General features: G+C 70.3%; 19 protein-coding genes. 11 read left to right on the top strand and 8 right to left on the bottom strand.

Going from position 1 to position 23,682, the window contains the following annotated elements:
• Positions 1–36: 36 nt before the first annotated feature.
• Positions 37–1,557, top strand: coding sequence for an acetaldehyde dehydrogenase ExaC (gene exaC / locus PPSIR1_RS23470; protein ID WP_006973652.1), 1,521 nt, complete (start codon positions 37–39; stop codon positions 1,555–1,557).
• Positions 1,558–1,597: 40 nt separating this feature from the next.
• Positions 1,598–1,936, top strand: coding sequence for a DUF779 domain-containing protein (locus PPSIR1_RS23465; protein WP_086001638.1), 339 nt, complete (start codon positions 1,598–1,600; stop codon positions 1,934–1,936).
• Here PPSIR1_RS23465 and PPSIR1_RS23460 read toward each other — a convergent pair.
• From PPSIR1_RS23460 to PPSIR1_RS23450, 3 genes are read right to left on the bottom strand one after another with little or no spacing between them, the layout of a single operon-like run.
• Positions 1,933–2,859, bottom strand: a complete 927-nt coding sequence (locus PPSIR1_RS23460; protein ID WP_157595888.1) for an RluA family pseudouridine synthase — start codon at positions 2,857–2,859, stop codon at positions 1,933–1,935. The two genes, PPSIR1_RS23465 and PPSIR1_RS23460, sit on opposite strands and share 4 nt — an antisense overlap.
• Positions 2,860–2,910: 51 nt before the next feature.
• Positions 2,911–3,822 (bottom strand): Hsp33 family molecular chaperone HslO, encoded by a 912-nt coding sequence (locus tag PPSIR1_RS23455; RefSeq protein ID WP_006973649.1) that lies wholly within the window; start codon positions 3,820–3,822, stop codon positions 2,911–2,913.
• Between the two features lie 56 nt (positions 3,823–3,878).
• The gene (locus tag PPSIR1_RS23450; protein ID WP_006973648.1) at positions 3,879–5,048 is read right to left on the bottom strand and encodes a S1C family serine protease; all 1,170 of its coding nucleotides are present in this window, start codon (positions 5,046–5,048) and stop codon (positions 3,879–3,881) included.
• A 261-nt stretch (positions 5,049–5,309) separates the two neighbouring features.
• Between PPSIR1_RS23450 and PPSIR1_RS43615 the strand changes: the two genes are divergently transcribed.
• The 5 genes from PPSIR1_RS43615 (at position 5,310) to PPSIR1_RS23425 (ending at position 12,543) form a co-directional block, all read left to right on the top strand.
• The gene (locus tag PPSIR1_RS43615; protein WP_053335416.1) at positions 5,310–7,463 is read left to right on the top strand and encodes a protein kinase domain-containing protein; all 2,154 of its coding nucleotides are present in this window, start codon (positions 5,310–5,312) and stop codon (positions 7,461–7,463) included.
• Positions 7,464–7,613: 150 nt separating this feature from the next.
• The gene (locus PPSIR1_RS23440) at positions 7,614–9,038 is read left to right on the top strand and encodes a PQQ-dependent sugar dehydrogenase (RefSeq protein ID WP_006973646.1); all 1,425 of its coding nucleotides are present in this window, start codon (positions 7,614–7,616) and stop codon (positions 9,036–9,038) included.
• A gap of 476 nt (positions 9,039–9,514) precedes the next feature.
• The gene (locus PPSIR1_RS23435; RefSeq protein WP_006973645.1) at positions 9,515–10,057 is read left to right on the top strand and encodes an OmpA family protein; all 543 of its coding nucleotides are present in this window, start codon (positions 9,515–9,517) and stop codon (positions 10,055–10,057) included.
• Positions 10,057–10,770: a hypothetical protein gene (locus PPSIR1_RS23430; protein ID WP_006973644.1), complete on the top strand. Its 714-nt coding sequence runs from the start codon at positions 10,057–10,059 to the stop codon at positions 10,768–10,770. Before PPSIR1_RS23435 ends, PPSIR1_RS23430 begins: the two co-directional genes overlap by 1 nt.
• A 99-nt stretch (positions 10,771–10,869) precedes the next feature.
• Positions 10,870–12,543 carry a hypothetical protein gene (locus PPSIR1_RS23425; protein ID WP_006973643.1) on the top strand — a complete coding sequence of 558 codons (1,674 nt, stop codon included), beginning with the start codon at positions 10,870–10,872 and terminating at the stop codon, positions 12,541–12,543.
• Positions 12,544–12,600: 57 nt separating this feature from the next.
• Here the strand turns inward: PPSIR1_RS23425 and PPSIR1_RS23420 are convergent, their stop codons facing one another.
• Together PPSIR1_RS23420 and PPSIR1_RS23415 are read right to left on the bottom strand one after the other, a co-directional pair.
• Positions 12,601–13,281 (bottom strand): hypothetical protein, encoded by a 681-nt coding sequence (locus tag PPSIR1_RS23420; RefSeq protein ID WP_157595886.1) that lies wholly within the window; start codon positions 13,279–13,281, stop codon positions 12,601–12,603.
• A gap of 255 nt (positions 13,282–13,536) precedes the next feature.
• Positions 13,537–14,322: an ADP-ribosylglycohydrolase family protein gene (locus tag PPSIR1_RS23415; protein ID WP_045116606.1), complete on the bottom strand. Its 786-nt coding sequence runs from the start codon at positions 14,320–14,322 to the stop codon at positions 13,537–13,539.
• 211 nt (positions 14,323–14,533) lie between these two features.
• Here PPSIR1_RS23415 and PPSIR1_RS23410 point away from each other — a divergent pair, with 211 nt between their 5' ends.
• Positions 14,534–15,703, top strand: a complete 1,170-nt coding sequence (locus tag PPSIR1_RS23410; RefSeq protein ID WP_006973640.1) for a type I restriction endonuclease — start codon at positions 14,534–14,536, stop codon at positions 15,701–15,703.
• A gap of 1 nt (position 15,704) precedes the next feature.
• Here the strand turns inward: PPSIR1_RS23410 and PPSIR1_RS43610 are convergent, their stop codons facing one another.
• The 3 genes from PPSIR1_RS43610 to PPSIR1_RS23395 are packed head-to-tail and all read right to left on the bottom strand — an operon-like array spanning position 15,705 to position 18,252.
• Positions 15,705–16,724: a rhomboid family intramembrane serine protease gene (locus PPSIR1_RS43610; protein ID WP_006973639.1), complete on the bottom strand. Its 1,020-nt coding sequence runs from the start codon at positions 16,722–16,724 to the stop codon at positions 15,705–15,707.
• A gap of 44 nt (positions 16,725–16,768) precedes the next feature.
• The gene (locus PPSIR1_RS23400) at positions 16,769–17,830 is read right to left on the bottom strand and encodes a hypothetical protein (protein WP_006973638.1); all 1,062 of its coding nucleotides are present in this window, start codon (positions 17,828–17,830) and stop codon (positions 16,769–16,771) included.
• Between the two features lie 35 nt (positions 17,831–17,865).
• Entirely contained in the window at positions 17,866–18,252 is a 387-nt protein-coding gene (locus PPSIR1_RS23395) for a hypothetical protein (protein ID WP_006973637.1), read from the bottom strand.
• A gap of 312 nt (positions 18,253–18,564) precedes the next feature.
• Here PPSIR1_RS23395 and PPSIR1_RS23390 point away from each other — a divergent pair, with 312 nt between their 5' ends.
• From PPSIR1_RS23390 to PPSIR1_RS23380, 3 genes are read left to right on the top strand one after another with little or no spacing between them, the layout of a single operon-like run.
• Positions 18,565–20,721 (top strand): hypothetical protein, encoded by a 2,157-nt coding sequence (locus PPSIR1_RS23390; RefSeq protein ID WP_006973636.1) that lies wholly within the window; start codon positions 18,565–18,567, stop codon positions 20,719–20,721.
• A complete protein-coding gene (locus PPSIR1_RS23385; RefSeq protein ID WP_006973635.1) occupies positions 20,718–22,514 on the top strand; it encodes a HEAT repeat domain-containing protein in 1,797 nt (598 codons plus the stop codon). The genes PPSIR1_RS23390 and PPSIR1_RS23385 overlap by 4 nt, the downstream gene beginning before the upstream one ends.
• Entirely contained in the window at positions 22,511–23,641 is a 1,131-nt protein-coding gene (locus tag PPSIR1_RS23380) for a zinc metalloprotease (RefSeq protein ID WP_157595885.1), read from the top strand. The genes PPSIR1_RS23385 and PPSIR1_RS23380 overlap by 4 nt, the downstream gene beginning before the upstream one ends.
• The last annotated feature ends 41 nt before the right edge of the window (positions 23,642–23,682 follow it).

Raw genomic sequence — 23,682 nt, 5'->3', positions numbered from 1 at the left:
TGGCTCCAGGGATGATTCCTCGACCGAGGAAGACAGATGACATACGAGTTCCCCAACAGCCCAGGTTCAGTCGTATCGTTCAAGCCCCGCTATGAGAACTTCATCGGCGGCGAGTGGGTCGCGCCGACCAAGGGGCAATACTTTGAAAACCCCTCGCCGGTGACCGGCAAGACCTTCTGCGAGATCGCGCGCTCGACGGGCGAAGACATCGAAAAGGCCCTCGACGCGGCCCACGGTGCGCGGGTGTCCTGGGGGCAGACCGCGGTCGCCGATCGAGCCGACATGCTCAACAAGATCGCCGATCGCATCGCCGACAACCTGGAGATGCTCGCCGTCGCGGAGACCTGGGACAACGGCAAGCCGGTGCGCGAGACGATCAACGCGGACTTGCCCCTGGTCATCGATCACTTCCGCTACTTCGCCGGCTGCATCCGCGCCCAAGAGGGGACGCAGGGGGAGATCGACCACGACACGGTGTCGTATCAGTTCAAGGAGCCGCTGGGCGTCGTCGGGCAGATCATCCCGTGGAACTTCCCGCTGCTGATGGCGGCCTGGAAGCTGGCCCCGGCCCTGGCGGCGGGCAACTGCGTCGTGCTCAAGCCGGCCGAGCAGACGCCGGCGGGGATCATGGTCTTGCTCGAGCTGATCGCCGACCTGATCCCGCCGGGCGTACTCAACGTCGTCAACGGCTTCGGGCTCGAGGCGGGCAAGCCCCTCGCCAGCAGCCCGCGGGTGGCCAAGGTCGCGTTCACCGGCGAGACCACGACCGGGCGGCTGATCTTGCAGTACGCGTCCGAGAACCTGATCCCCGTGACCCTCGAGCTCGGCGGGAAGTCGCCCAACCTGTTCTTCGCGGACGTGTGGGCCAAGGACGACGACTTTCGCAGCAAGGCCCTCGAGGGCTTCGCAATGTTCGCCTTCAACCAGGGCGAGGTCTGCACCTGCCCCTCGCGGGCGCTCATCGACGCGGGCATCTACGACGCCTTCATGGAGGCGGCCGTCGCCCGGACCAAGGCGATCACCATCGGCAACCCCCTCGACCCGAGCGTCATGATGGGCGCCCAGGCCTCGCGGGACCAGCTCGAGAAGATCATGTCTTACATCGACATCGGCAAGCAGGAGGGCGCCGAGGTCCTGCTCGGGGGCGAGCGCGTCGAGCTCGAGGGCGAGCTCGCGGGCGGCTACTACGTCCAGCCGACGATCTTCGGCGGCGACAACTCCATGCGCGTGTTCCAGGAGGAGATCTTTGGCCCGGTCGTCTCGGTCGCCAAGTTCTCGGGCTACGACCAGGCCATCGAGATCGCCAACGACACGCTCTACGGCCTCGGCGCGGGGGTCTGGACCCGCGACATCAACACGGCCTACCGGGCCGGGCGGGCGATCGAGGCGGGGCGCGTGTGGACGAACTGCTACCACGCCTACCCGGCCCACGCGGCCTTCGGCGGCTACAAGAAGTCGGGCATCGGGCGCGAGACCCATAAGATGATGCTCGACCACTACCAGCAGACCAAGAACCTGCTGGTCAGCTACGCGGAGAAGCCCCTTGGCTTCTACTGAGGTCCCCGCGCGCGTGTCGGCGACCCCGGAGGCCGTCGCGATGCTCGAGAAGCTGATCACGATGCACGGCCCGCTGATGTTCCATCAGTCGGGGGGCTGCTGCGACGGGAGCTCGCCGATGTGTTACCCAAACGGCGAGTTCAAGATCGGCCAGCGCGACGTGCTGCTCGGCGAGGTCGCGGGCTGCCCGTTCTATATCGGCGGGGACCAGTACGAGCGCTGGAAGCACACCCAGCTGCTCATCGACGTGGTCCCGGGCCGCGGCAGCGGGTTCTCGGTCGAGGCCCCCGAGGGCGTCCGCTTCTTGACGCGCTCGCGGGTGTTCGACGAGGACGAGCAGGCCGTGCTGGCCTGCAACCCGCCGGCCCGCGGGAGCTAGCGGTACACCGCCGGCTCCTGGGCCCAGTCCGGGAGCTCGCAGGTGAAGCTCTGAGGCGCGCCGGTCAGCGGGTGCTCGAACTCGAGGCTGCGCGCGTGCAGGCACAGCCGGCTGTGGTCGCTCCCGGCCTCGCCCTCGCCGTCGGCTCCGTAGCGGCGGTCGCCGACGATCGGGAAGCCGAGGTGGGCCGCGTGGGCGCGGATCTGGTGGGTCCGCCCGGTCTCGATCTCGACGTCGAGGAGGTGCTCTGGCCCGGCCTCGCCGTCGACCCGGGCGACGTGGCGAAAGTGGGTGGTCGCGGGCTTGGAGCGCCCGTCGCCGGGGCTGCCGACCTTCACGCCGCCGCTGCGCAGCTTGATCAGCGGGGCGTCGCAGCGCAGCTGGGCCGGGGGCTCGCCGGTCACGCGGACGCGGTAGCCCCGGCGGATCTCGTGGTCGCGGAACTGCTTGTGCAGCGACTTGTTGGCGACGTCGCGGATCGTGAACAGGACCAGACCCGACGCGCCCTGGTCGAGGCGGTGGACCACGCCGACGTAGGGGCGCTCGAGGCCCTCGGACTCGAGCTGGTGGATCAGCGCCTCGCTCAGGCTGCCCACGCAGGTCTCGCGCACGGCGGACACGGGCACGCCCGCGGGCTTGTCGAGGACCACGAAGTCTTCGCCGCGGTGGACGAAGCGCACGCGCTCGGGGTCGAGGGGCTTGGCGTCGAGGGCCTCGAGGTAGACGGTGATGCGCTCGCCGTGGGCGACGAGCACCTGGGGCAGGCGCACGCGCAGGCGGTTGACGTACACGCCCCCGGCCTGGATGACCGCGGCGGCCTGCTTGCGGTCGAGCTTGACCCGTCGCATCAGCACGTTGCGCAGGGTCGAGCCCTGCTCGGTCGGGATGATGCGGAAGCGCTTGGGGGCGGAGGCCATGCTCATGGAGTTCACGGGGTCGCTGGCGTTGGACGGGTCGGGGCTGGTCGGACTTGGTCAGGACTGGCCGCTGCGCAGGCGCTGAGCGAGGGCGCGCAGCTGCGGGGCCGAGACCAACGTGGTTTGACCACAGAAGTTGCACCCCACCTCGGTCTGCTCGCGCTCGTCGGCGAGGGACTCGAGGTCCGCGGCGCCCAAGGTTGCGAGCACGGACAGGGCGCGCTCGGGGCCGCAGGGGCAGTGGAAGCGCACGGGGTTCTCGAGCATGGTGCGGAAGGCCTCGCCGCCCAGGGCCAGGCCGACGAGCTGCTCGGGCTCGCGGTCGTGAGCGGCCAGCAAGGTCCGCAGGCTGTCCCCGGCGAGCCGGGCGTGGGGGGGCAAGAGCAGCTCGGGGGGGCTGCCGGGGAAGCTCTGGACGAGCACGCCGGCCGCCCGCAGCACGCGGCCGTCGCTGCCGAGCACGACCTCGGCGCGGAGCACCGTGGGCAGCTGCTCGCTGTGGTCGAGGTAGTGCTCGAGGTCCTCGTCGACCTCCCCGGAGCGCAGGTCGACGCTGCCCTGGTAGGGGCGGGCCATGCCGAGGTCGCGGGTGACCACGACCTGACCGCTGCGGCCGATGACCGCCGCGGTGCTCGGGCGCCCGTCGACCTCGGGGACCGGAGCTGGGCTCGCGTCGGGCTGGGCCTCGTCTCGGTGGACGATGCACGCGCGCACGCGGCCGTCGCCGTGGGCGTCGGCGATGACTTGGGCCACGGAGCCGTCGCCCATCAGCTGGATGCGCACGCGCTCTCGCTCGCGCTTGGCGAAGGTCGCCAGGAGCACGCCGGCGGTCATCGCCCGGCCCAGGGCGATGGCCTCGGCCCCGGTCGCGCGCTGGCGCCGACAGGCCTCGCGCACGGCGTCCGAGGTGGTCGCGGCGACGATGCGGATCGTCTCCGGTTGGTTGATCGCACGCAGCAGCGCGTCCATTGACGCAAGCTAGATCGCCCGCGGGCCGAGGTCCACCGCGCGCCTCCCCGGCCGGCTCACCCGACCACGCCCAAGGTGACGGGGATGGCGAAGACCTCGCCGGCGCGGCGGACCTTGACCTGGACCTCGTCGCCGGGCTCGTAGTCCTCGAGGGCGTTGAACAGCTCGTCGTAGTTGCCCACGGCGTGGTCGTCGATGCCGACGATCACGTCGCCGAGCAGCACCTCGCGGCCCTTGCGTCGCAGCCCGCGGAGGCCCGCGCTCGCCGCGGGGCCCCCGGGCAGGGCCGCCTCGATGATCACCCCCTCGATGCGGTTGCGCTTGGCCAGGCGATCGTCGACGACCTCGACCCCGAGCCCGGCCCGGCGCGCGTGGCCGTACTCGATGAGCTGGGGGACCAGGCGGCGGACCGTGGCCACGGGGACCGCGAAGCCGATGCCCGCGGAGCTGCCGCTCTTCGAGAAGATGATCGTGTTCATGCCGATCAGCCGGCCCGAGGAGTCGAGCAGCGGGCCGCCAGAGTTGCCCGGGTTGATCGACGCGTCGGTCTGGATCATGTCGCGGATCGTGACCCCGCCGTAGCCGGGGACCTCGCGCTCGAGGGCCGAGATCACGCCGACGGTGAGGGTGTGGTCGAGGCCGAAGGGGTTGCCGATCGCCAGGGCCTTTTGGCCGACGACCAGGGGCTCGTCCTCGGGCGGGAGGTTGACGGGGATCAGCATGCCGGCCTCGGCCGGGTCGAGCTTCAGGGCGAGCACGGCGATGTCGCGCTTGCGGTCGCCGCCGACCAGGCGCGCGGGCACGGTGCGGTCGTCGTAGAGGGTGACGGAGAAGCTGTCGCCGCCGTCGACGACGTGGAAGTTGGTCACGATGTGGCCGCGGGTGTCCCAGATGAAGCCCGAGCCGGTGCCGGCGGGGATCTGATCGACGCGCATGGTGAAGCGGTCGCGCACGAGCTGGGACTGGGTGACGAAGACCGTGGCGGGGGCCGCCGACTGGAACACGGCGACGGTGTTGCGCTCGTCTTCGAGGGCTGCGCCGGGGGAGGGCGGTGGCACTGGGGAGCCGACCCGGGGTCCTGCCGAAGGCTGGGGCTGGGGCTGGGGCTGGGGGAGCTCGGGGCTCGGGGCGGCGACCTCCGGCGGCGGGGCGGGGACCTGAGCCGGAGCGGCCTCTGGAGCCGCGTCGACGGGCCCGAGATCACAGCCGAGCCCGAGGCCCAGCACCAGGGCGATCCCGAGCCCGAGCGCAGGGTCGAGCCGTGGCCGAGGCGTGCGGATCCCCCCGAGCCTGCGCCTTTGTCCCGTCCTGGCCTGCGCGTTTCTCGGGGGCCCCATGGCCACAAAATACTGCGCCGCCCGAGGATGGAGAAGCCCGGCCCCGCGGCGACCCCCCGGAGTTGGGAGCCCCGAGGGCCCCAGGGCCGGGGCGTGGCCCAAACACCATGTGGCGCCATCCTGCTCCAGGGATGCTATATGCTCGGGTCGATGGGCGAGCCCGGGAAGTGCCCCCACTGCGGGGCCAATCACCCCGAAGAGGTGCTCGTGTGCCCGAACACGAACCGTTTGCTGCCCCTCGAGGGGCGGCTGCTCGACAACCGCTTTCGCTTCCTGAGCAAGCTGGGCGAGGGCGGGATGAGCACGGTCTGGAAGGCCGAGAACATCCGGGTGCGCAAGCGGGTCGCGATCAAGATCATGCACCCGGAGTACGCCCGCAACCCGCGGACCCTCCACCGCTTCCAGAACGAGGCGACCTCGGCCGGGCGCATCGGCAACCCGCACATCTGCGACATCCTCGACCTCGGCGAGTCGGTGCTCGGGCCCTACATCGTCATGGAGATGTTGGTCGGGCAGAGCTTCGCCGAGCTGCTCGAGGGGCAAGGGCGCATCGATCCGCCCCTGGCCGTGCTGATCATCCGCGAGGCCCTCAAGGGGCTCAGCGCAGCGCACGCCGTGGGCATCATCCACCGCGACCTCAAGCCCGAGAACGTCTTCCTCCACGAGCCCGAGCCCGGGCGCATGCTCGTCAAGCTGATGGACTTCGGCATCTCGAAGTTCACCGAAGATCCGGGCGGCGGGCGGACCGGGGCCAACGTGGTCATGGGCACGCCCGAGTACATGTCGCCGGAGCAGGCGGCGGGGGCCGCCAACGTCGACGCGCGCACCGACATCTGGGCCATGGGCGTGATGCTCTACCGGGCCCTCGGCGGCGTGGAGCCCTTCCGCGGCAAGACCATGGCGGGGCTGCTGCTGGCCCTGTCGACCGAAGATCCGCCGCCCCTGGCTTCGCTGGTTCCGGGCGCCCACCCCGGGCTGATCGCGATCGTCGAGCGCTGCCTGGCCAAGGACGCCGACGCGCGCATCCAGACGGCGCGGGCCATGTTCGACGCCCTCGCGCCCTACCAGCAGGTGGTCGCCGAGGGCGAGCGGCCCATCGCGCCGGTGCGGACCGGGCGGACCATGGCGCTGGGCAGCCTCGACGCCGCCGCAGCTGCGGCCGTCGCCGCCGGACCGCTGCCGGACGCGGCGGGGGCCAACCCCGACAGCACCCAGCCGCTCTCGGCCATGCCCCTGGGTACGCGGCCCTCCGCCTCGGGGGTCACGCGACCGGGCGGGCGATCGACCTCGACGCCCGGTTCAAGCCCGGGCTCGAACCCGGGCGTCGAGCTCTCCTCTTCCTCGCCGACCCTCGGCGGCAGCGGCTCGGGCCCCTCGACCCGGGCCGGCACCCAGGCCGACGACCCCGCGCTCGCGGACACCGGCGCCTTCCCCATGTCGGCGGTGACCAGCGCGAGCACCTCGACGCCGCCGACCCCATCCGGCTCGAACCGTCAGACCTGGTCGTCGGAGCTCGACCCCTCGCTGACCGCCGCAGAGCAGAGCTGGTCCATGGGTCGGGAGAAGCTCGACAACAAGGACAGCCGGCCCGAGGGGGAGCGCCGCGAGGGCGGCGGCTTTGGCTGGGTGATCCTGCTGATCTTCGTCGCGCTGATCGGCGGCGGCGTGGCCTGGGCGTGGAGCGTGGGTCACCTCGACGGCCTGCTCGGCACCCAAAAAACCCCCGACGCCGTCGCGTCCAGCGACACGGAGGGCGAGGGCGACGAGGGCGAGGACGCAGTCACGGACACGACCGGCGAGGGCGACACCTCGGCAGCGGTCGGAGGCTCGGACACCGGGGGCTCGGACACCGGGACGGACACGGCCGCGGACGGCACGGGCGAGACCACCGGCACGGGCGGCGCTGACGAGACCACGGGCACGACGACCGGGGCGGGCGGGGACGACTCGAGCGACGACAGCTCGACCTCCGGGGGCTCGACGCCCAGCTACCAGATGGGCAAGGTCTACAAGTCCGGCCGCCTCCACGCCCTGCGCTCGCGCGGACCCAACGGCAGCTGGGCCTCGGCCAACAGCTACTGCCGCAAACTCAAACGCCAGCGAAAGTTCGGCTTCTCGAAGTGGCGCATGGCCTCGGTCAAGGAGCTCCAGGGCTTCCGCAGCGCGGGCGTCGACAAGCTGCTCTACTGGTCCAGGGAGACCAGCGACAGCACGGCGAAGACGGTGAACTTGCTGAACAATCAGGTCGCCGACCGCGAGCGCGAGAACAAGGCGCCGCGGGCCTTTTGCGTGTCGAGCAAGTAGCTCGCAGGCGCGGCGACGAGCTTCGAGACCCGTCGCTTCGGCGGCGGAGAATACGTGTTTGACGCCCGGTCACGCAGGGCCGCTCGAGCCCCCCACTTGGGTCGAGGAGTCCTCCCTCGACGCGGGGTCGGGCGTGATAGCGTCCCGGCCATGAAGCCTGCTTGGAAATCTTTCGGCCTGCTCTCTCTCGCCTCCCTCGCCCTGATCGCCCCCGCCTGTGGCGACAACGGCAACTCGGACGACGAGATCGGAGAGACCGCCGGCGACGACACGACCTCGACCACGGCGGGCACGGACACGGACACCGAGACCGGCACCGCCGACGGCACGGACACGAGCACCGACGCCGACACGAGCACGGAGACGGCGGAGACTGAGACCGGGACCGAGACGGACACCGAGACCGAGACGGACACCGAGACCGGCACCGAGATCCCGCCTTGCCCTTACGACCCCGTCGACGGCACCCCCGACGTCGGCCTCGAGGTCGTCGCCGAGGGCCTCTCGGGTCCGACCTTCGTCATCGGCCACCCCGAGCAGCCCGATCGCCTGTTCGTCACCCTCAAGAGCGGCGACATCGTGATCGTCGAGCCGGGCAGCACCTCGCCCAACCCCACGCCCTTCCTCTCCCTCGACGTCAACGACTTCTCGGAGATGGGCGTGCTGGCCATGGACTTCCACCCCGACTTCCCCGACGACCCCCGGGTCTACGTGCACTACAGCCCCTCCGGAGCCCTGCGCACGCGGGTGTCCGAGTTCAGCCTCGACCCCAACGACCCCGACCAGGCCGACCCCGGCAGCGAGCGGATCCTCTACGACAAGCCCCAGTCCCAGGCCAACCACAACGGCGGCCAGGTCGAGTTTGGGCCCGACGGGATGCTCTACTTCTCGATCGGCGACGGCGGCGAGCAGGGCGACCCCTTCGACCGCGCGCAGGATCTGAGCACCCACTACGGCAAGATCATGCGCGTCGACATCACCCCGGGGAACGGCGAGGAGTACTCCATCCCCGCGGACAACCCCTTCGTCGACGTCAACGGGGCGCTGCCCGAGATCTACGCCTACGGCCTGCGCAACGTGTGGCGCTTCGCCTTCGACCCCGAGACCGGGGTGATGTACGCGGGCGACGTCGGCCAAAACGCCTACGAGGAGATCGACGTGATCGAGTCCGGGGGCAACTACGGCTGGGTGCCCATGGAGGGCAACCACTGCTTCGATCAGAACAACTGCGACACCTCGGCGGGCCCCAACCAGCCCAACGCCGACGGCTACATCGCGCCGATCTACGACTACGGCGGCGGCCAGCGCTCGGTCACGGGCGGCTACGTCTACCACTCGTGCGAGGTGCCCGGCTGGGACGGCCGCTACTTCTTCGCCGACTACGTGCTCAACCGCCTGTGGGCCCTGACCTGGGACGGCTCGAGCGTGGACTTCCACGGCGAGCTCGCCAACCCGCAGAACGTGTCGAGCCTGGGCGGCAACGCGTGGGGGGACGTGTACGTGGCGGAGGGGAACTTCGGCTTCCAGCCGCCGCACCCGCCCACCTCGCGGATCTTCCGCATTGTTCCTAACTAGGCCCCCGCAGGCGCCCTCGGACCGGGGGCGCTTCGTCGCTGTCCGCTCCTCCGCTTTGGCTGGTGGGCAAAGGGGGTTCGTGCCTCCTCAGGCCGCATGTGGTCGCCCCCCGAGGGGGGCGTTCGTTTGGCGGGGGTGAGGGGGCGTCTCGGTGTTCGCTTGGCGGGGGTGAGGGGGCGTTTTGGTGTTCGCTTGGCGGGGGTGAGGGGGCGTCTCAGTGTTCGCTTGGCGGGGGTGAGGGGCGTCTTGGGGTTCGTTTGACGGGAGATGGGCATCACGGCGTCGTTTGACGGAGACGTGATTGGGTGAGGGGGTGAGCGTGGAGCTCGCAGTTGAGGGTGTCGTGCTTGGGAATTTCGTGAGTAGGCCCGCTTGGCCGCTGCGCGCTCGGCTCCTAGCGTTACGGCTACGTGCCAATGGCGGGCGCCCTTGCGCGACCGGCCCTCGGCCCCGATTATCCGGGCGCTGGACCCATCATGACGCGTCTCGCCTCCTCCCTCTCTCGCGGCCTCGCGGTCCTCTCCCTCGTCGCGGGGCTGTCTCAGGCCCTCGCTTGCTCCACCGTGGTCGAGGTGAAGCCCGAGTTCCCCATCGACGTCTCGGCCAAGCCCCCGGCCAAGCCCATCGCCGATCTCCCGGCGGTGCCCCAGCCTCCGCCTCCGCGGGTGCGCCTGGAAGGGACGACGACGGTGTGGGTCGACGAGGCGCTGACCTTCACCGAGGACGGGGTGCTCTCGCCCGAGCACGCCGACATCATCGAGGCCCTCGCCAAGTGGCTGGCCAAGCACCCCGAGGTGACGACGCTGCGCGTCGAGGCCCAGAGCATCGGGAGCGGCAGCAAGCGGGCCCACAAAAAACGCAGCGCGGGCTTGGCCCAGCAGATCGTCGACCAGCTGACCACCGAGGGCATCGAGGCCGGGCGCCTCGAGGCCGTGGGCGCGGGCAGGTCCGAGGACGAGGCTCGCCACGTCACGCTCAGCGTCGAGCTGGCCGCAGCGACCCCCGAGGAGACCAAGTGATGACCGCGCGTACGCTGACCATCGCCGCCCTGGCCACCCTCGTCGTCTCGCCCGCGCTCAGCGGGTGCACGGCCTGGATGCGCGACGCCGACTTCTACGCCGAGGAGCTCGAGGCCCTGGTCGAGACCCGGACCGCGAGCGTGGAGCTCTGCTACGACCGCTACCTCGAGGCCGAGGCGGAGGACGCCAAGGGCGAGGTCGTCGTCGAGTTCGAGGTCGCCGAGAAGACCGGCGCGCTCGAGAAGGTGTCCGTCGTGAGCGCGGACGCGCCGGCGCCTTCGGGCCTCGCCGAGTGCGTCACCGCCGAGCTCGACGGGCTGGCCCTCGATCCGCCCGACGCCAACCGGGCCCAGGCGACCTTCACCTGGAACTTCGCCCCGGGCTCGCGCAAGAAGCAGGCCGCCGATCCCTTCGGCGCGACCAAAAAGGGCGTGCTCGACTGCTACAGCCGCCACCTGGCCGAGGTCGACCGCGAGGCCCAGGGCACGCTGACCATCGACTACGCCATGAACCCCGAGACCGGGACCGTGTCGACCATCGAGGTCGTCGCCGACCATACCACCGCCCCGGAGGCCGTGGTCCAGTGCGCGACGGAGGCCCTGATGGCCTCGGCCATCCCCGCCGACAAGGTGGAGGAGCGCAACGCCCAGGGCCGCCGGACCTTCACGCTGCGCTTCGAGCCCTACCAGGCCCCCGCGCCCGCTGACGGCTGAGACCCGCGGCAGAGCCAGAGAGCCCAGTTCTCAGCTGGACCCAACACGCCCACGTCGCTCGCAGAGCAGACCTGGGCGTGTTTGGCATAGACTGCCGGCATGTCGCGTCGGGTCCGCAGCTTCCTCGTCTCTTCGATAGCCCTCGCTTCGCCGCTGCTCACCGCGGGCTGCAACGCCGGGGTCAAGCCCGTCGAGCTCGAGGGTTCCTTCGAGGCGGAGAACCAGCTCCAGCTCGCGGTCAACAAGGACGTCGACATCTTGCTGGTCATCGACAACTCGGGCTCGATGGCGGCGGAGCAGGCCAACCTCGCGGCCAACTTTGGCGCGATGATCGACATCCTCGAGGAGCCCGCGGTCAAGGCCAACTACCGCATCGGGGTCACGACCACGGACAACGGCAACCCCTGGTGCCCGCCGGGCCAGACCACCCCCGAGGGCGGAAAGTTCGTGGCCAGCTCGTGCCGCGAGCGCCTCGGCGACTTCGTGTTCGAGGGCGCCGGCGACCCCGTCGACGCTCAGGTCCAGGCCTGCCTCGAGATCTGCGACCACGAGAGCATCGAGCTGCTCCCGACCTTCTCCTTCGTCGACGACGCCGAGCTCCCGCGGCCCTGGCTCGAGCGCATCGAGGGCCAGTCCAACGTCGGCGGGGGCCTGGGGACCGCGGAGGCCTTCGCCTGCCTCGCGCCCCAGGGCATCAACGGCTGCGGCTTCGAGAGCCCCCTCGAGTCCATGTACCTGGCCCTGGCTCGGGCCCAAAACCCCGGCGAGGACAACTACGGCTTCCTGCGCGATTCGGCCATCCTCGCGGTGATCACCATCTCCGACGAGGCCGACTGCTCCTACGACAAGGACTGGGCGTCGATCTTCGAGGCCGAGGGCAGCAAGACCTTTTGGGAGGACCCCGACGAGCCCTTCCCGACCTCGGCGCTGTGCTGGAACGCGGGGGTCGACTGCGCGGGCGACCCGTCGAGCTACGACGAGTGCGTGGCGGTGAACTACGCCGAGGACGGCTCCCCGACCGGCAACCCCGACGACGCCGTGCTGCTCCCGGTCTCGCGCTTCGTCGATCAGCTCGCCGGCATCGAGAACGCCAAGCGGGCCCTCAACCCCGACCAGGACGTGATCGTGACCCTCATCGGCGGCGTCGATGAAAACGGCGAGGTGGTTTACGCCGACGCCCTCGACCCGGAGCAGCAGGCCAACTTCGGCATCGGCCCGGGCTGCGAGGGCGCGAGCGGGGAGTTCGCCGTGCCGCCCGTGCGCCAGCGCGAGGTCGTCGAGGCCTTCGGCGGCGAGATGTTCTCGATCTGCGGGGCGGACTACACCGGCCCCCTCGAGACCATCGCCGACCGCATCCGCGATCAGATCCAGCCGGCCTGCTACGGCCGCTGCGTCGCCGACACCGAGCCCGAGGTCCCCTTCATCCAGCCGTCTTGCGAGGTCGAGGAGGAGCTCGCCGACGGCACCGTCAACGCCATCGTCGAGTGCGAGCGCGAGGGCGAGTGGGGGCCCTACGCCAACGACCCAGAGATCGGCGGCTACCGCCTGCCCGAGGGCGCCAAGGTCTGCTACGCGCTGCTGACCGACGCCGACGAGAGCAGCGAGGACCCCCTCGACGACATGTCCGAGGAGTGCGTGGAGCTCAACTTCAACATGGAGTTCGAGATCACCCGCCGGCCGGGCTTCCCCGCCGCGGGAGGCACGAGCGTGTCGGCCAACTGCGTGACCGTGGACGAGCCCGAGGCGGTCTGCCCCGGGATCGGGGCAGCCTGAGCTCGGGCCGAGTTCGGGGAAGCTCTGCTGGGTGTTGGCGATCGACCCTGCGTCGCGTCACAGCACCTGGAATTCCGTCGGGCAGGGCTCGTAGGGCGGGGAGCAGGGCCACGGGTAGGGGTCGTCGACGTCCCCGCTCTCCTCGGTCTCGGCGGGGAGCTCGGGGTCCTCCTCTCCGCCCTGCGTGCCTTCGGAGTTGCCCTCGCCCGGGGAGCCCGGGCCATCGCCAGCGTCGTCGTCGCTCTGGCTGTCCGCCACGGGCAGGCCGCCGTAGGCCGAGTTGCACGACCCGATCTCGTAGCCGGCCAGGCCGAGGCCCTGGAAGGGGGACTCGCACGCCGCGACGGCGATCGCCGGCGCCCCGCAGGCGTCGGAGCCCGCCACTTCCCAGTGCTGCGCCGCGTCGAGGAAGCCCTGGCCGTAGTGCTTGTAGACCGGCGGGTAGTTGCCCAGCTCGGACGCCGGCCCCAGCAGCGCCGCGAGGGTGTTCGAGCGCGTGCAGTCGGGGCACTGCGCGGCGACGGTCTGGACGTAGTGGATGAACTGTGCCCGCGACTCCCTGGTGCTCAGCTGTTGAACGGTCTGCGGGCCGAACTCCGCGCGCACCTCGTCGAGCCACTCCGCGGCGATGCGGGCTTGCTGCTGGCGGAAGCACTCCTCGCTGCGAAAGTGCGTGTCGACGGTGGTTCCCGTGTCGCATGCGCCGAGCAAGAAAGCGGCGCCGAGTGCGATTGTCATGATCTGGCTGTGTTTCATCGAGACCTCGCCATCGCCTTTGCCCCCACCAGCAGCCGCGATGACGCACAAGATGGAGTTTTAATCTGGCACCGAGGATCTTCTGCGGGTTCTTCGAGATCACCCGGCGGACCGACCCCCCCCGCGGGCGGGACCAAGGTGTCGGGCAGCTGCGTGACTGCGGACGAGCCCGAGCAGATCTGCCTGGGCAGCATCGGGGCGGCTCGAGCTCGGGCGGCGTGGGGCCGAACTCGCGGCTCAAAAGCCCGAGCCCGTCGAGCCGAAGCGGACCTCGAAGGCCCGGAGCACCGCTCGCATGGGCTCGTCGAGGCGGCGGAGGACCTCGGCGCGCAGCTCCTCGGGGACCTCGCCAAAGCGCGCCTGGGCGATGCCGCCAGCGATGCAGGCCTGGGTGTCCGCGTCGCCGCCCAGGGACACGGCCAGGCGGATGGCCTCTTCGACGCTGGTGGCCTCGAGGGCGGCGATGATCGCCTCGGGCACGGAGCCCTGGCAGGTCACGTCAAAGCGGTAGCTCGGGCGGATGCGGGCGATGCTGCGCCCGAGGTCGTAGCCGAACATGGCCTCGATCTCCGCGCGGATCGCCTTGCGGTCGGCCCCCTTGCGCGCGAGGAAGATGGCCAGCGCGACCGCCTGGGCGCCCTTGATGCCTTCGGGGTGATCGTGGGTCACCGCCGCGCTGGCCATGGCCGCGTCGAGCACCTCTTTTTTGCGGTGGAAGGCCCAGCCGACCGGGCTCACCCGCATGGCCGAGCCGTTGCCGTAGCTGCCGTAGGGCTCCGCGTCGTCCCGCGCCATCCACTCCCGGAACATCCCCCCGTAGCCCCGGCGCGGGTAGGCCTGGGCCCAGTGGCGAATTCGCTCGGCGTAGGGCTTGTCCTGGACCAGCGCGTCCGCGACCGCCACGGTCAGCACCGTGTCGTCGGTGAAGCTGCTGTTTTGGCCAAACAGCGCGAAGTTCATGCGCTTGATGTGGGCCTTCTCGTGCACCGAGCCGACCATGTCTCCGGCGATTGCTGCGAGCATGGGGACCTCCGAAAGGGGGAGCGTTCAAGCTGACCGCGCCCCACAATGGTGTCAAATGGACACTTTCGGAGTTCCCGCACGGGCGCGATTTCGCGGAATTCGAAGCCCGACCTCGCGTTGTGTGCTACTGGGCCGGCCCGCCGGCACAGTGAGTCTGGAGGAGTGAACCCGTATCATCCCGGGCTCTGCACCAACGATACGAGGTCGATGCATGAGCTTTGAACAACGACTCAAGAGCCTGGCCGAAAAGGCCGAAAAAACCCGCGCCATGTTGGAGACTGAAGAGGCGACCAAGAACGCGTTGGTCATGCCCTTCATCGCCGCTTTGGGGTACGACGTCTTCGACCCCAGTGAGGTCATCCCCGAATTTACCGCTGACGTTGGAATCAAGAAGGGGGAGAAGGTCGACTATGTCATCAAGCGCGGCGACGACATCGTCATGCTCGTGGAAGCCAAGAGAGTTCAGGCCGAGCTCAATCTGAGCCACTCGAGCCAGCTATTTCGCTACTTCACCGTGACCAAGGCTCGCATCGCCGTGCTCACGAACGGCATCTCGTACCGCTTCTACTCGGATCTCGAGGAGAGCAACAAGATGGACGAGAAGCCCTTCCTCGAGTTGGACTTGATGAACTTGCGGGAGAGCCTCATCAATGAGGTCGCCAAGTTGTCGAAGTCGAGCTTTGATCTCGACAACATGTTGGAGGCGGCGAGTGACCTCAAGTACATGCGCGAGATTCGAGCGACCCTCGAGCGTCAGCTCGAGTCTCCAGACGAAGAGCTCGTCAAGTTCTTCTTTCAGCAGGCCAATCCAAATGGCCGCTTTGTCGCGTCCGCGAAGGAGCAGTTCTCGCGCCTGGTCAAGCGTACCCTCCACGGCTTCATCAACGACCGGGTCGGCGCGCGGCTGCGGTCGGCGCTGGCGAGCACCGACGATTCGGCGCACGAGCCCCCGAGCGAGGTGCGCGTCGAGGGAGGCGAGGGGCCCAGGGAAGAGCCTACCCAGGCGAGCGTGGACAACGACGGCATCGTGACGACGGAGGAGGAGCTCGAGGGCTACCGGATCGTCAAAGCCATCGTGTGCGACGTCTTGCCGGCCGAGCGGGTGACCTATCGAGACAGCAAGTCCTACTTCGCGGTGCTCGTGGATGACAACAACCGTCGGCCGCTGTGTCGGCTGCGCTTCAACCGGACGCGCAAGTACGTCGGGACCTTCGACGCCGACAAGAACGAAACCAAGCACCCGATCGAGTCGCTGGAGTCGATCTACAGCCTGCGGGATGCCTTACGGGCGACGGCGCAGCACTGGTTGTCCCTCGAGCAAGACAAGGCCGCGTCGGGGAGCCAGGAGAGCTCAGACGAGCCGAAGCCGAGCCCGGGCTGACTCAGTTCGGCCAAAAGTCGACGACCACGCCGACGAGGGCGAGGCCGAGGAACCACAGCGGCGCGTAGGGGGTCAGCCAACGCCGGACGAAACGGCGGCGCCCCCGGAGGGTGTTGGCCCAGGCCCCCGACCCGAAGGTCGGGCTCTCGTCGTGGGCCCGGCGGTGGGCGAGGTAGGCCGGCGCGCCTGCGGCGAGGCCCGCGATCAGCCCGCCGGCGTGGCCGACGTTGGCGATCGGCCCCACGATGCCCGTGAGGCACAGGACGAACCACAGCATCATCATGACCACGAGATCGTCGCCGAGCACGTAGCCGCGGCTCCGGTCGTAGCGCGACTGCATCCACGCGAAGCCGAACAGCCCGTAGACCACGCCCGACATCCCGCCGAAGTTCGGCCCGCTCGCGAGGTACTGGCCGAGGCCCGAGGGCACCTGGGCCAGGAGCACGAGGCCCAAGAGCGCGAGCGTGCCGTGGCGAGACTCGATCGCCCGGCCCAGACGCCACAGCCACATCATGTTGAAGGCGATGTGGAACAGCGAGAAGTGAATCCACATCGGCGTGACCAGCCGCCACAGCTCGCCCGCGCGGACCTGGCCGAGGAAGCTCGTCGACAGCCACGGCTCGATGCTCAGGGCCTGGACGAGCTCGTCGCCGAGGGGGTTGTCGAAGCCCGCCGAGTACGCGACGAGGATCGAGCCCGCGATCAGGAGCAGGGTGAGCGGGGGCCAGCCCTCCTCGCTCCCGCGCCAGCGCTCGCCGACCGCGACCGAGCGTCGGGCCGCGCGCTCGTTGGCCTGGGCGCGCTCGGCTCGGATCTTTCGGGCCGAGCGCGCGGCTCCAGCGTTGGCTTTGGGGTCGAAGCGGGCCAGGGCCGCGCGCGCGGCCTCGAGCTGGCGGTCGTCGTGGACCCAGACCTCGTGGGGGCCCTCGCCGCGGACCTCGCTGTCGATCTCGGCCACGAGGAGGGCGTCGACGAGGCCTTCGGCGTGGGCCTGGTTCGCAAATTCGCTGAGCTTGCGCATGGGGGCTGTCGGTGTCCGCCCCCAGAGTACGAGACGCGCGGGCTTCAGGGCCCGGCGCAGATCACCATCGAGACCGTGCCGCCTTCGCCCTCGACGCAGGCGAGCAGCGCGTCGCCGCACACCGCCCCGCCCACGCAGCCGCAGTTGGGCTCGGCCTCGCACACGGCCGGCAAGCCCTCGCAGCTGCTCTCGCCGAAGTCGCCCCAGGCCTGGCAGAGCTCGCCGTCTCCGCAGCCTCCGCACAGGTCCTCGACGCCCTCGGCCAGGCCGAAGTAGCTGGCCACCGGCCCAAAGCCGACGAAGTCGAGCTCGGTCTCGAGCACCTCGATGGCCAGGCTCCCGCTGGCCGCGACCGCCGGCGCGCCTCCGCCTTCGCCCTGGAAGCTCGCGCCGAGCTGGACCATGCGCAGCTCGCCGGTCTCGCCGAGGTCGAAGCTCGCCTCGGCGAGCTCGCCGGCGTGGACTTCGAAGTCGAGCTCGTGGCGGAAGCTCAGGGCCTGGCTGCCGAGGGCCGAGGCGCGGAGCTCGATGGCCACGGCCTGCTCCGCGAACAGTCCGTCGTCGGTAGCGAAGTCGAGGACGGCGTCGACCTCGACGCGGTTGCTGCACGGCTCGCCGCCGAGCTGACCCTCGGGGAGCTCGCCGTGGAGGGCGTACTCGACCAGCCGGACCTCGCCGCCTTCGTAGCGCACCTCGAACTCGAGCCCGGCGCTGGTCCCAGCTGCGTCCGCGGTGTAGGGGCCGTCGGGGGCGTACCAGGAGAAGGTGCCCGCGTAGCTGCCCACGGCGCTGGCGAGCATGGCCTCGACGCCGAGCTCGAAGGTGTTGGGCGCCGTCTGTAGATCGCGCAGCACGGTCACGGTGACCTCGCCGCACGAGCCCTGGTTGCCCTCGCCGGTGTCTGTCGTGTCGTCCGCGCCGGTCTCGGAGTCCTCGGTGCCAGTGTCGGTCTCGGAGTCCTCGGCGCCAGAGTCCGTCTCGGTCGTATCCCCAGCGGTGTCGCCCTGTTCGTCGCCGGAGTCCTCGTCGTCCCCCGGGCCGGTGCACGCGAAGCAGGCGAGGCTGAGGGCGAGGGCGGTGGAGGAAGAGAGTCTGTAGGTCGTCATGCCAGAGCGCTGGTCTCTCGGCCGCGGCGGACGGTTCAACTTGGACCGGTGAGCGCGGTGTCGGCTCGGGCTTCGTGGAAGATCGCGTCCATGCCCGCGGGCCCGAGGCTCGTCGCGACCACGGCCGCGTCTCGGAGGTAGGCGGCCTCGCCGACGCCCCGCGGCGGCCGGTCGAAGAGCGCACAAAAGGCGTCGACGCCGAGGGCGTCGGTGTCGAGGACGACCAGGCGCCCGCGCCAGCCCAGCTCGGTCAGCCCGCGCCGCAGCCGGGCGAACTGCGCGAGGGCGGGGGCGCTCCAGGGGGCGTGGACAAAGACGATCCCCTTCGCCAGATCGGTGCGCTCCCAGTCCGCAGCGCCTTCGACCTCGATGCCGTCTGGCATCGGCTGCCCCGCGAGCAGGGCTTGGATCGCGTCGTCCATGAATCACGGCAGCGTAGCACCGAGACATGCTTGTCGCGGTCGCGATCGAGAAGGGGGTTCACGGCCATTTGGGAAGGACATGACTCGCCTTCACAGGCGACGAGTCGCCGCGTTTTTGTGGGCGCTGATGGCCAGCCATCGCCGCGTTGATGGCTCTTGCGCTCCGGTATCGACGGTCGCGATGGGAGCGACTGAGCCGGTCGAGTGGCTCGCATCACAGCCGCTCCCATACTCCCTCTCGTCCGCCAAAGACGGCGTTTCGAAGCCCCTACAGCAAATCACTACGAGCATATGAATACACGTTCAAAACCCATGCACCGCCGAGCGGCCACGCTCTTGGGTCTGGCGACCCTACTCAACCTCGTCGCCTGCACCGAAGACGATTCGCCCGACTCCTCCTACACCGGCGACTCGGACCTGCGCGCGGTCCAGGTCACCAAGGTCGAGCTCGGCCGCGACCTCGCCCCGGCCTACGTCAACGAGCGGATCCCGATCACCATTGGCGTCACCGCGTCGAGCGGCGTCGACGGAGAGGTGCCGACGGAGTCGGTGCCGGTGGTCGTCTCCTTCGTCGACCCGGAGGCCCCCGACGAGGCGGGCTGCAGCTCCAACGGCATGCTCTTCGACATCGTCGGCGACGGCGAGGAGCACGAGTTCAGCGGCTTCATCTGGCCGCCCACGAACTGCGCCAACCTGGCCGGCGGCGACGTGACCTTGAAGATCGAGATGGACCCGGCCGCGGACCAGCCGCTCATCGAGCCCCTGGTGCTGTCGCAGGCCCGGGCCGACGAGCCCGCGAACGCGGCCTGCGAGGGCTGCGTGCAGGAGTTCCCCCTGGAGTTCACCCCGGACGGGAGCGTCGACATCGAGTTCGCCGCCCTCAACGCGGAGTCCTCCGTGGGCGTGATCCCGCCGCTCGAGCTGCCGACGGAGGGCGAGCCGGAGAAGGCCGACCCCATCCTGGTCGCCCAGAACCTGCTCGTGTTCAACGGCCGCGACCCCTACGAGTCGGTCGTCAACCCCGACACCATCCCGGCCGAGCTGCTCGAGAGCGAGCCGGACATCGCCGAGGCGCTCCGCTTTGGTCGCCCCGCCGACCAGATCGACACCATCGACGACCTGCCCGCGCCGCTGCACATCAGCTACACCATCAGCGCGGCCAACGACGGCGAGACCTGGCTGCCGCTGAGCATCGGCGAGGACGGCGGCAAGGTCGACGAGGCGGTGGTCACCGAGCTCCTGCCCGGCACGGCCAACGTCATCGCCCACGACCTGTTCCTCGACGGCGAGGCCTACGACGCGGTCCTCGACCCGGAGCAGTGGCTGGGCGAGGAGGCCTTCGTGGTCCGCAGCTGCTTCGACACGGACTTCGAGGAGTTCCGGGCCGAGGACGAGGGGCCCAAGTGCAAGACCCTCGACGTCCTGCTCATCCCCGACGGCGACGTCGAGAGCGGCGCGGCGGCGTTCAGCTTCGGCAAGGAGAGCAAGTCCTCCCACGGCAACAGCCGCATCAAGCTCGAGTCGCTGTTCGCCACGGACAACAGCGTCGGCCTGGACGGGGTGTTCAGCGACTCCGAGGCCCGGCTGACGGTCAAGGGCAAGATCGGCAAGAGCTTCACCCTCGACCTGGTCAAGGCCCACGCGATCCTCGACGCGCCCCTGACCGGGGCCAAGTCCGTGGACATGGGCCTGCGCCTGTTCAACAACGACATCTACACCTACGCCGACGAGGCCGACGGCCTCACCGTCAGCGAGGACGTGACCTTCAGCAAGAGCACGACCATCGTCAAGGCCAAGTTCATGTTCGGCCCGGTCCCGGTCAGCTTCGACCTGGGCGCGGGCGGTGCCGTGGGCATCTTCGCCGAGGGCAGCGCGAACCTGCTCACGGGCGAGGAGGGCTGCCGGCCCTTCATGCCGCTGCCCTCGGACGAGGTCCTGGCCAAGCGCGCCCAGCAGGAGGCGGCGATCGCCCAGATCGAGGCGAAGATCGCCGGCATCTCCAATCAGTTCCTCAAGGACTTCCTGCGCAAGGTGCTGCTGGCTCCGCTCTACAAGCAGCTGAGCGGCAACACCTTCGACACCGGGGAGTCGGAGCTGCAAGGCTGCGTGGTCCTCGAGGCCGTGGCAGGACCCACGGCCAACCTCACCGCGAGCGCCTTTGGCGGCGTCAGCGTCGGCATCGCCTCGGCGGGCGTGCAGCTGGACCTGATCATCGCCCAGCTCGACCTGCCGCTCTCGGCCACCTTGGCCGTCGGGCGCAACGGGATCGAGCAGTTCCTCGCCTACGCCAACACCCAGCTCGATCTCATCTTCCAGCCGCTCCAGGGTGACCTGAAGCTGGTCGGCAAGCTCAAGATCGGCTTCTTCAAGAAGTCCAAGTCGGTCTCGATCGTCAAGTTCAACGTCAAGCCCATCGAGAAGACCCTGGTCAAGCGCAGCACCCTCGCCACGGAGATCCTGAACCCATGAAACCCGCCGTCGCCGGAGCCCTCGCGGGCTCTTCCATCCTGTGTGTCGCAGCCGCGTACTTCCTGATGAGCCCCACCGCCCCGGCGTCGGCGCCCGAGCCCTCCGCCTCTGTCGAGGCGGGGGGCGCCCCCATGGCGGGGGCTGAGCTGGGCTGCAACTTCGAGCCTGGGGCCCAGCTGGCCTACGCGCTGAGCTCGACGGTCTCCGCCCGCGACGCCGACGGGGCCGCGCTGTCCGAGGCCGACCACCTGTCCGCGGTCCTGAGCGCCCGCGTGGTCTCGAGCACCGAGGACCGGACCTCCCTGCAGCTCGCGCTCTCGCAGGTCGAGCTTCGCCAGGAGCTGGCCAACGCCGAGGACCGGGTCGACCAGCCCCTCGACGCGACCTTCGAGATCGACCTGACGGCTTCGTGCCGCATCGCCGAGTTCCGCTTCCCGGCGAACTGGTCGGGGGACGCCCGGCGCCTCGTCGCCAACGCGCTGCGGACCCACGAGCACGTGCTCGAACCCCGCACTCACTCCTGGGAGGCGGACCAGACCGACGCCCTCGGCCGCTACCGGGCGCAGTACACCCGCTCGGACGGCGAGGTGGTCCGGGACAAGGTCCACTACTACGACGACGAGGGCCTCGCGACCTTCGGCATGAGCATCGCCGTGCCCCACTCGACGGCCTCGGCGACCTTCGGCCCCGACGGCGTGCAGACCTCGAAGGTCCGCGAGCGGGTGCAGATCCGCGTGGGCCGGGAGGTCCGGGCGGACCTCGATCAGCGCTCGCAGCTGGTCCGCGACGACTCGAAGTTCCAGGCGCCGGCGGCCGCAGGCTTGCTCGCGGCGATGGACCCCTTTGCCGTCGAGGAGCCCGAGGGCTCGGCCCTGCCCGAGGCCCCCGCCAGCTTGGACGAAGCCCTGGCGCTCTACGAGCAGCTGGCCGGCTCCCTCGACCCCTTCACCATGAGCCAGGCCCGGGCGCTCGCGGGGCTGCTCGCCGCCTACCCGAGCCTCGCCGACGATCTCGTCGCCCGCCTCGACGGCGACGCGCTGTCCGAGGTCGGCCGCTCGTCGGTGTTCTGGGTGCTCGAGCTCGCCGGGACCGACCACGCCCGCGGGCACCTCACCAACCTGCTCGGCGCCGAGCGACCCAACGATCGCATCCGGGCCGCGGTCGCCCTGTCCGGGGCCGCGCCGACCCTCGAGGTCGGGCACCGCCTGCTCGAGATGTACTACGAGGACGGGGAGCACACGGCCCGCTCGGCGGGGCTGCTCGCCCTCGGGGTGGTCGGGGCCAACGGCGACGCGGCGACCAAGCAGTTCGCCCGCGAGAGCATCGGCGCGGCCTTCGAGGACGCGCAGACCCACGGCGAGACCGTCGCCGCGCTGGCGGCCATGGGCAACGCGGGGGACCCCGAGTTCATGCCGCAGCTGACTGAGAGCCTGGGCGACGCCAACCCCACGGTCCGGGCCAAGGCGGCCGAGGCCATGCGCAACATGGGCGACGAGGCGCGCCCGCACCTGCAGGCCGCGCTCGAGGGCGAGGTCGAGGTCGCGACGGCCAAGTCGGTGGTCCGGACCCTGCGCGAGATCGGTCCGCCGCAGGGCGAGGACTTCGACTGGGCGGCCGAGCGTTTGGGCGATGCGCCGTCTGCTGCGGTGCGGGGCGAGCTGATCGCCTGGCTGGGCGCCGAGTCGTCGGAGCAGTCCACGGCCATCTTGGTCGAGCGCTTCCACGCGGAGTCCTCGAGCGAGCTGCGCCAGCTCATCGGCCGCTACGTGCCCGCTTCCGAGTTGATGCGATGACCTTCGTTGGGGAGCGAAGGGCAGCAAAGACCCCCGTCGGGGCGTTGCTGGGCGCGCTCGCGCTCAGCATCGCCCCGGCGGGCTGCGTCGACGAAGCCGAGGCGCCACGGGACGCGTCCGCGTGGACCTTCGTCGGCGAGTTCGCCTTCGCCCCCGAGGACAACCAGCTGCTGACCGAGGCGCTGACCCTCGACGCGGACGGCCAGGGCTTCGCGCTGTTCGCCGAGGTCGAGGGCTGCGCCCAGATCGCCCTGCTCGAGGACGAGGCGCAGGCCTGGGTCGGCGCCCTCGAGAGCGGGCCGTCGTGCGTGAGCTGTGCCGAGCGCTTCTCGGTCATCGCCGGGGAGGGGCTGTGGGTGCACCACGCGGCCGCAGCGAGCTCGGGCCCGACGCAGCTGCGCGTGGGCGCGATCGACTGCGACACCCTGACCCGCGCGCGCCCGAGCGAGGACACGCCGCCAGGCTCGGTGCGCCTGTGGGCTCGAGAGCTGCCGGCGGTGCCGAGCGAGGTCGAGGTGCCGCTGCGCTTCAGTCACGGGTCCTTTTCGTCGTGGTCCTCCGCGGACGAGTCCGAGGCCCTCGTCGAGGCGGTGTCCGAGCTCTTCGCTCCGGCCGGCGTCGCCCTCGTGCTCGACGACTCCACAAACGACGAGGCCTTGCCGACGGCGCTAGCTTGGTTTGAAGGGCAGCCCGGCGCCCTCGCGCCCCATGTTGGCGGCGAGCCTGGTGTGGTCGAGGTGGTGTTCGCGGGCTGCCTCGAGCACGTCCACCCAGCCCTCGGGAGCCAGACCACGCTCGACGGCCTGGTTCCACGGATCCCCGCCCAGGATTCCGTGGGCGCGGGCGTGTTCCTGCGCGGGCGGGCGTGCGCCGAGGCCGAGCTGGGCCCGACCGCCTTCCCCCTCGACGCCCAGGCCCAGCTCCTCGCCCACGAGCTCGGGCACTACCTCGGCCTCTACCACTCGATGGAGGCGAGCGGGATCACAGACCGCCTCGACGACACGGACGACGGCACGCTCATGGCCCCCAAGCCAATGCTCGTCGCGGAGCCGGTGTTCAGCCCGGCCCAGGCCGAGCGCATGCGCCTGCACGCGGCGCTGCTCCGCGAGCCGCCGCCGCTGCGCTGACGCCCGGTGTCGACCGGAGCCCGCCGGCCCTGACGTATCAT

It is taken from the genome of Plesiocystis pacifica SIR-1, assembly GCF_000170895.1.
GTDB classification, from domain to species: domain Bacteria; phylum Myxococcota_A; class Polyangia; order Nannocystales; family Nannocystaceae; genus Plesiocystis; species Plesiocystis pacifica.
Note: the sequence above shows the minus strand (reverse complement) of the source record. Positions and strands in the feature narration are given on the sequence as shown.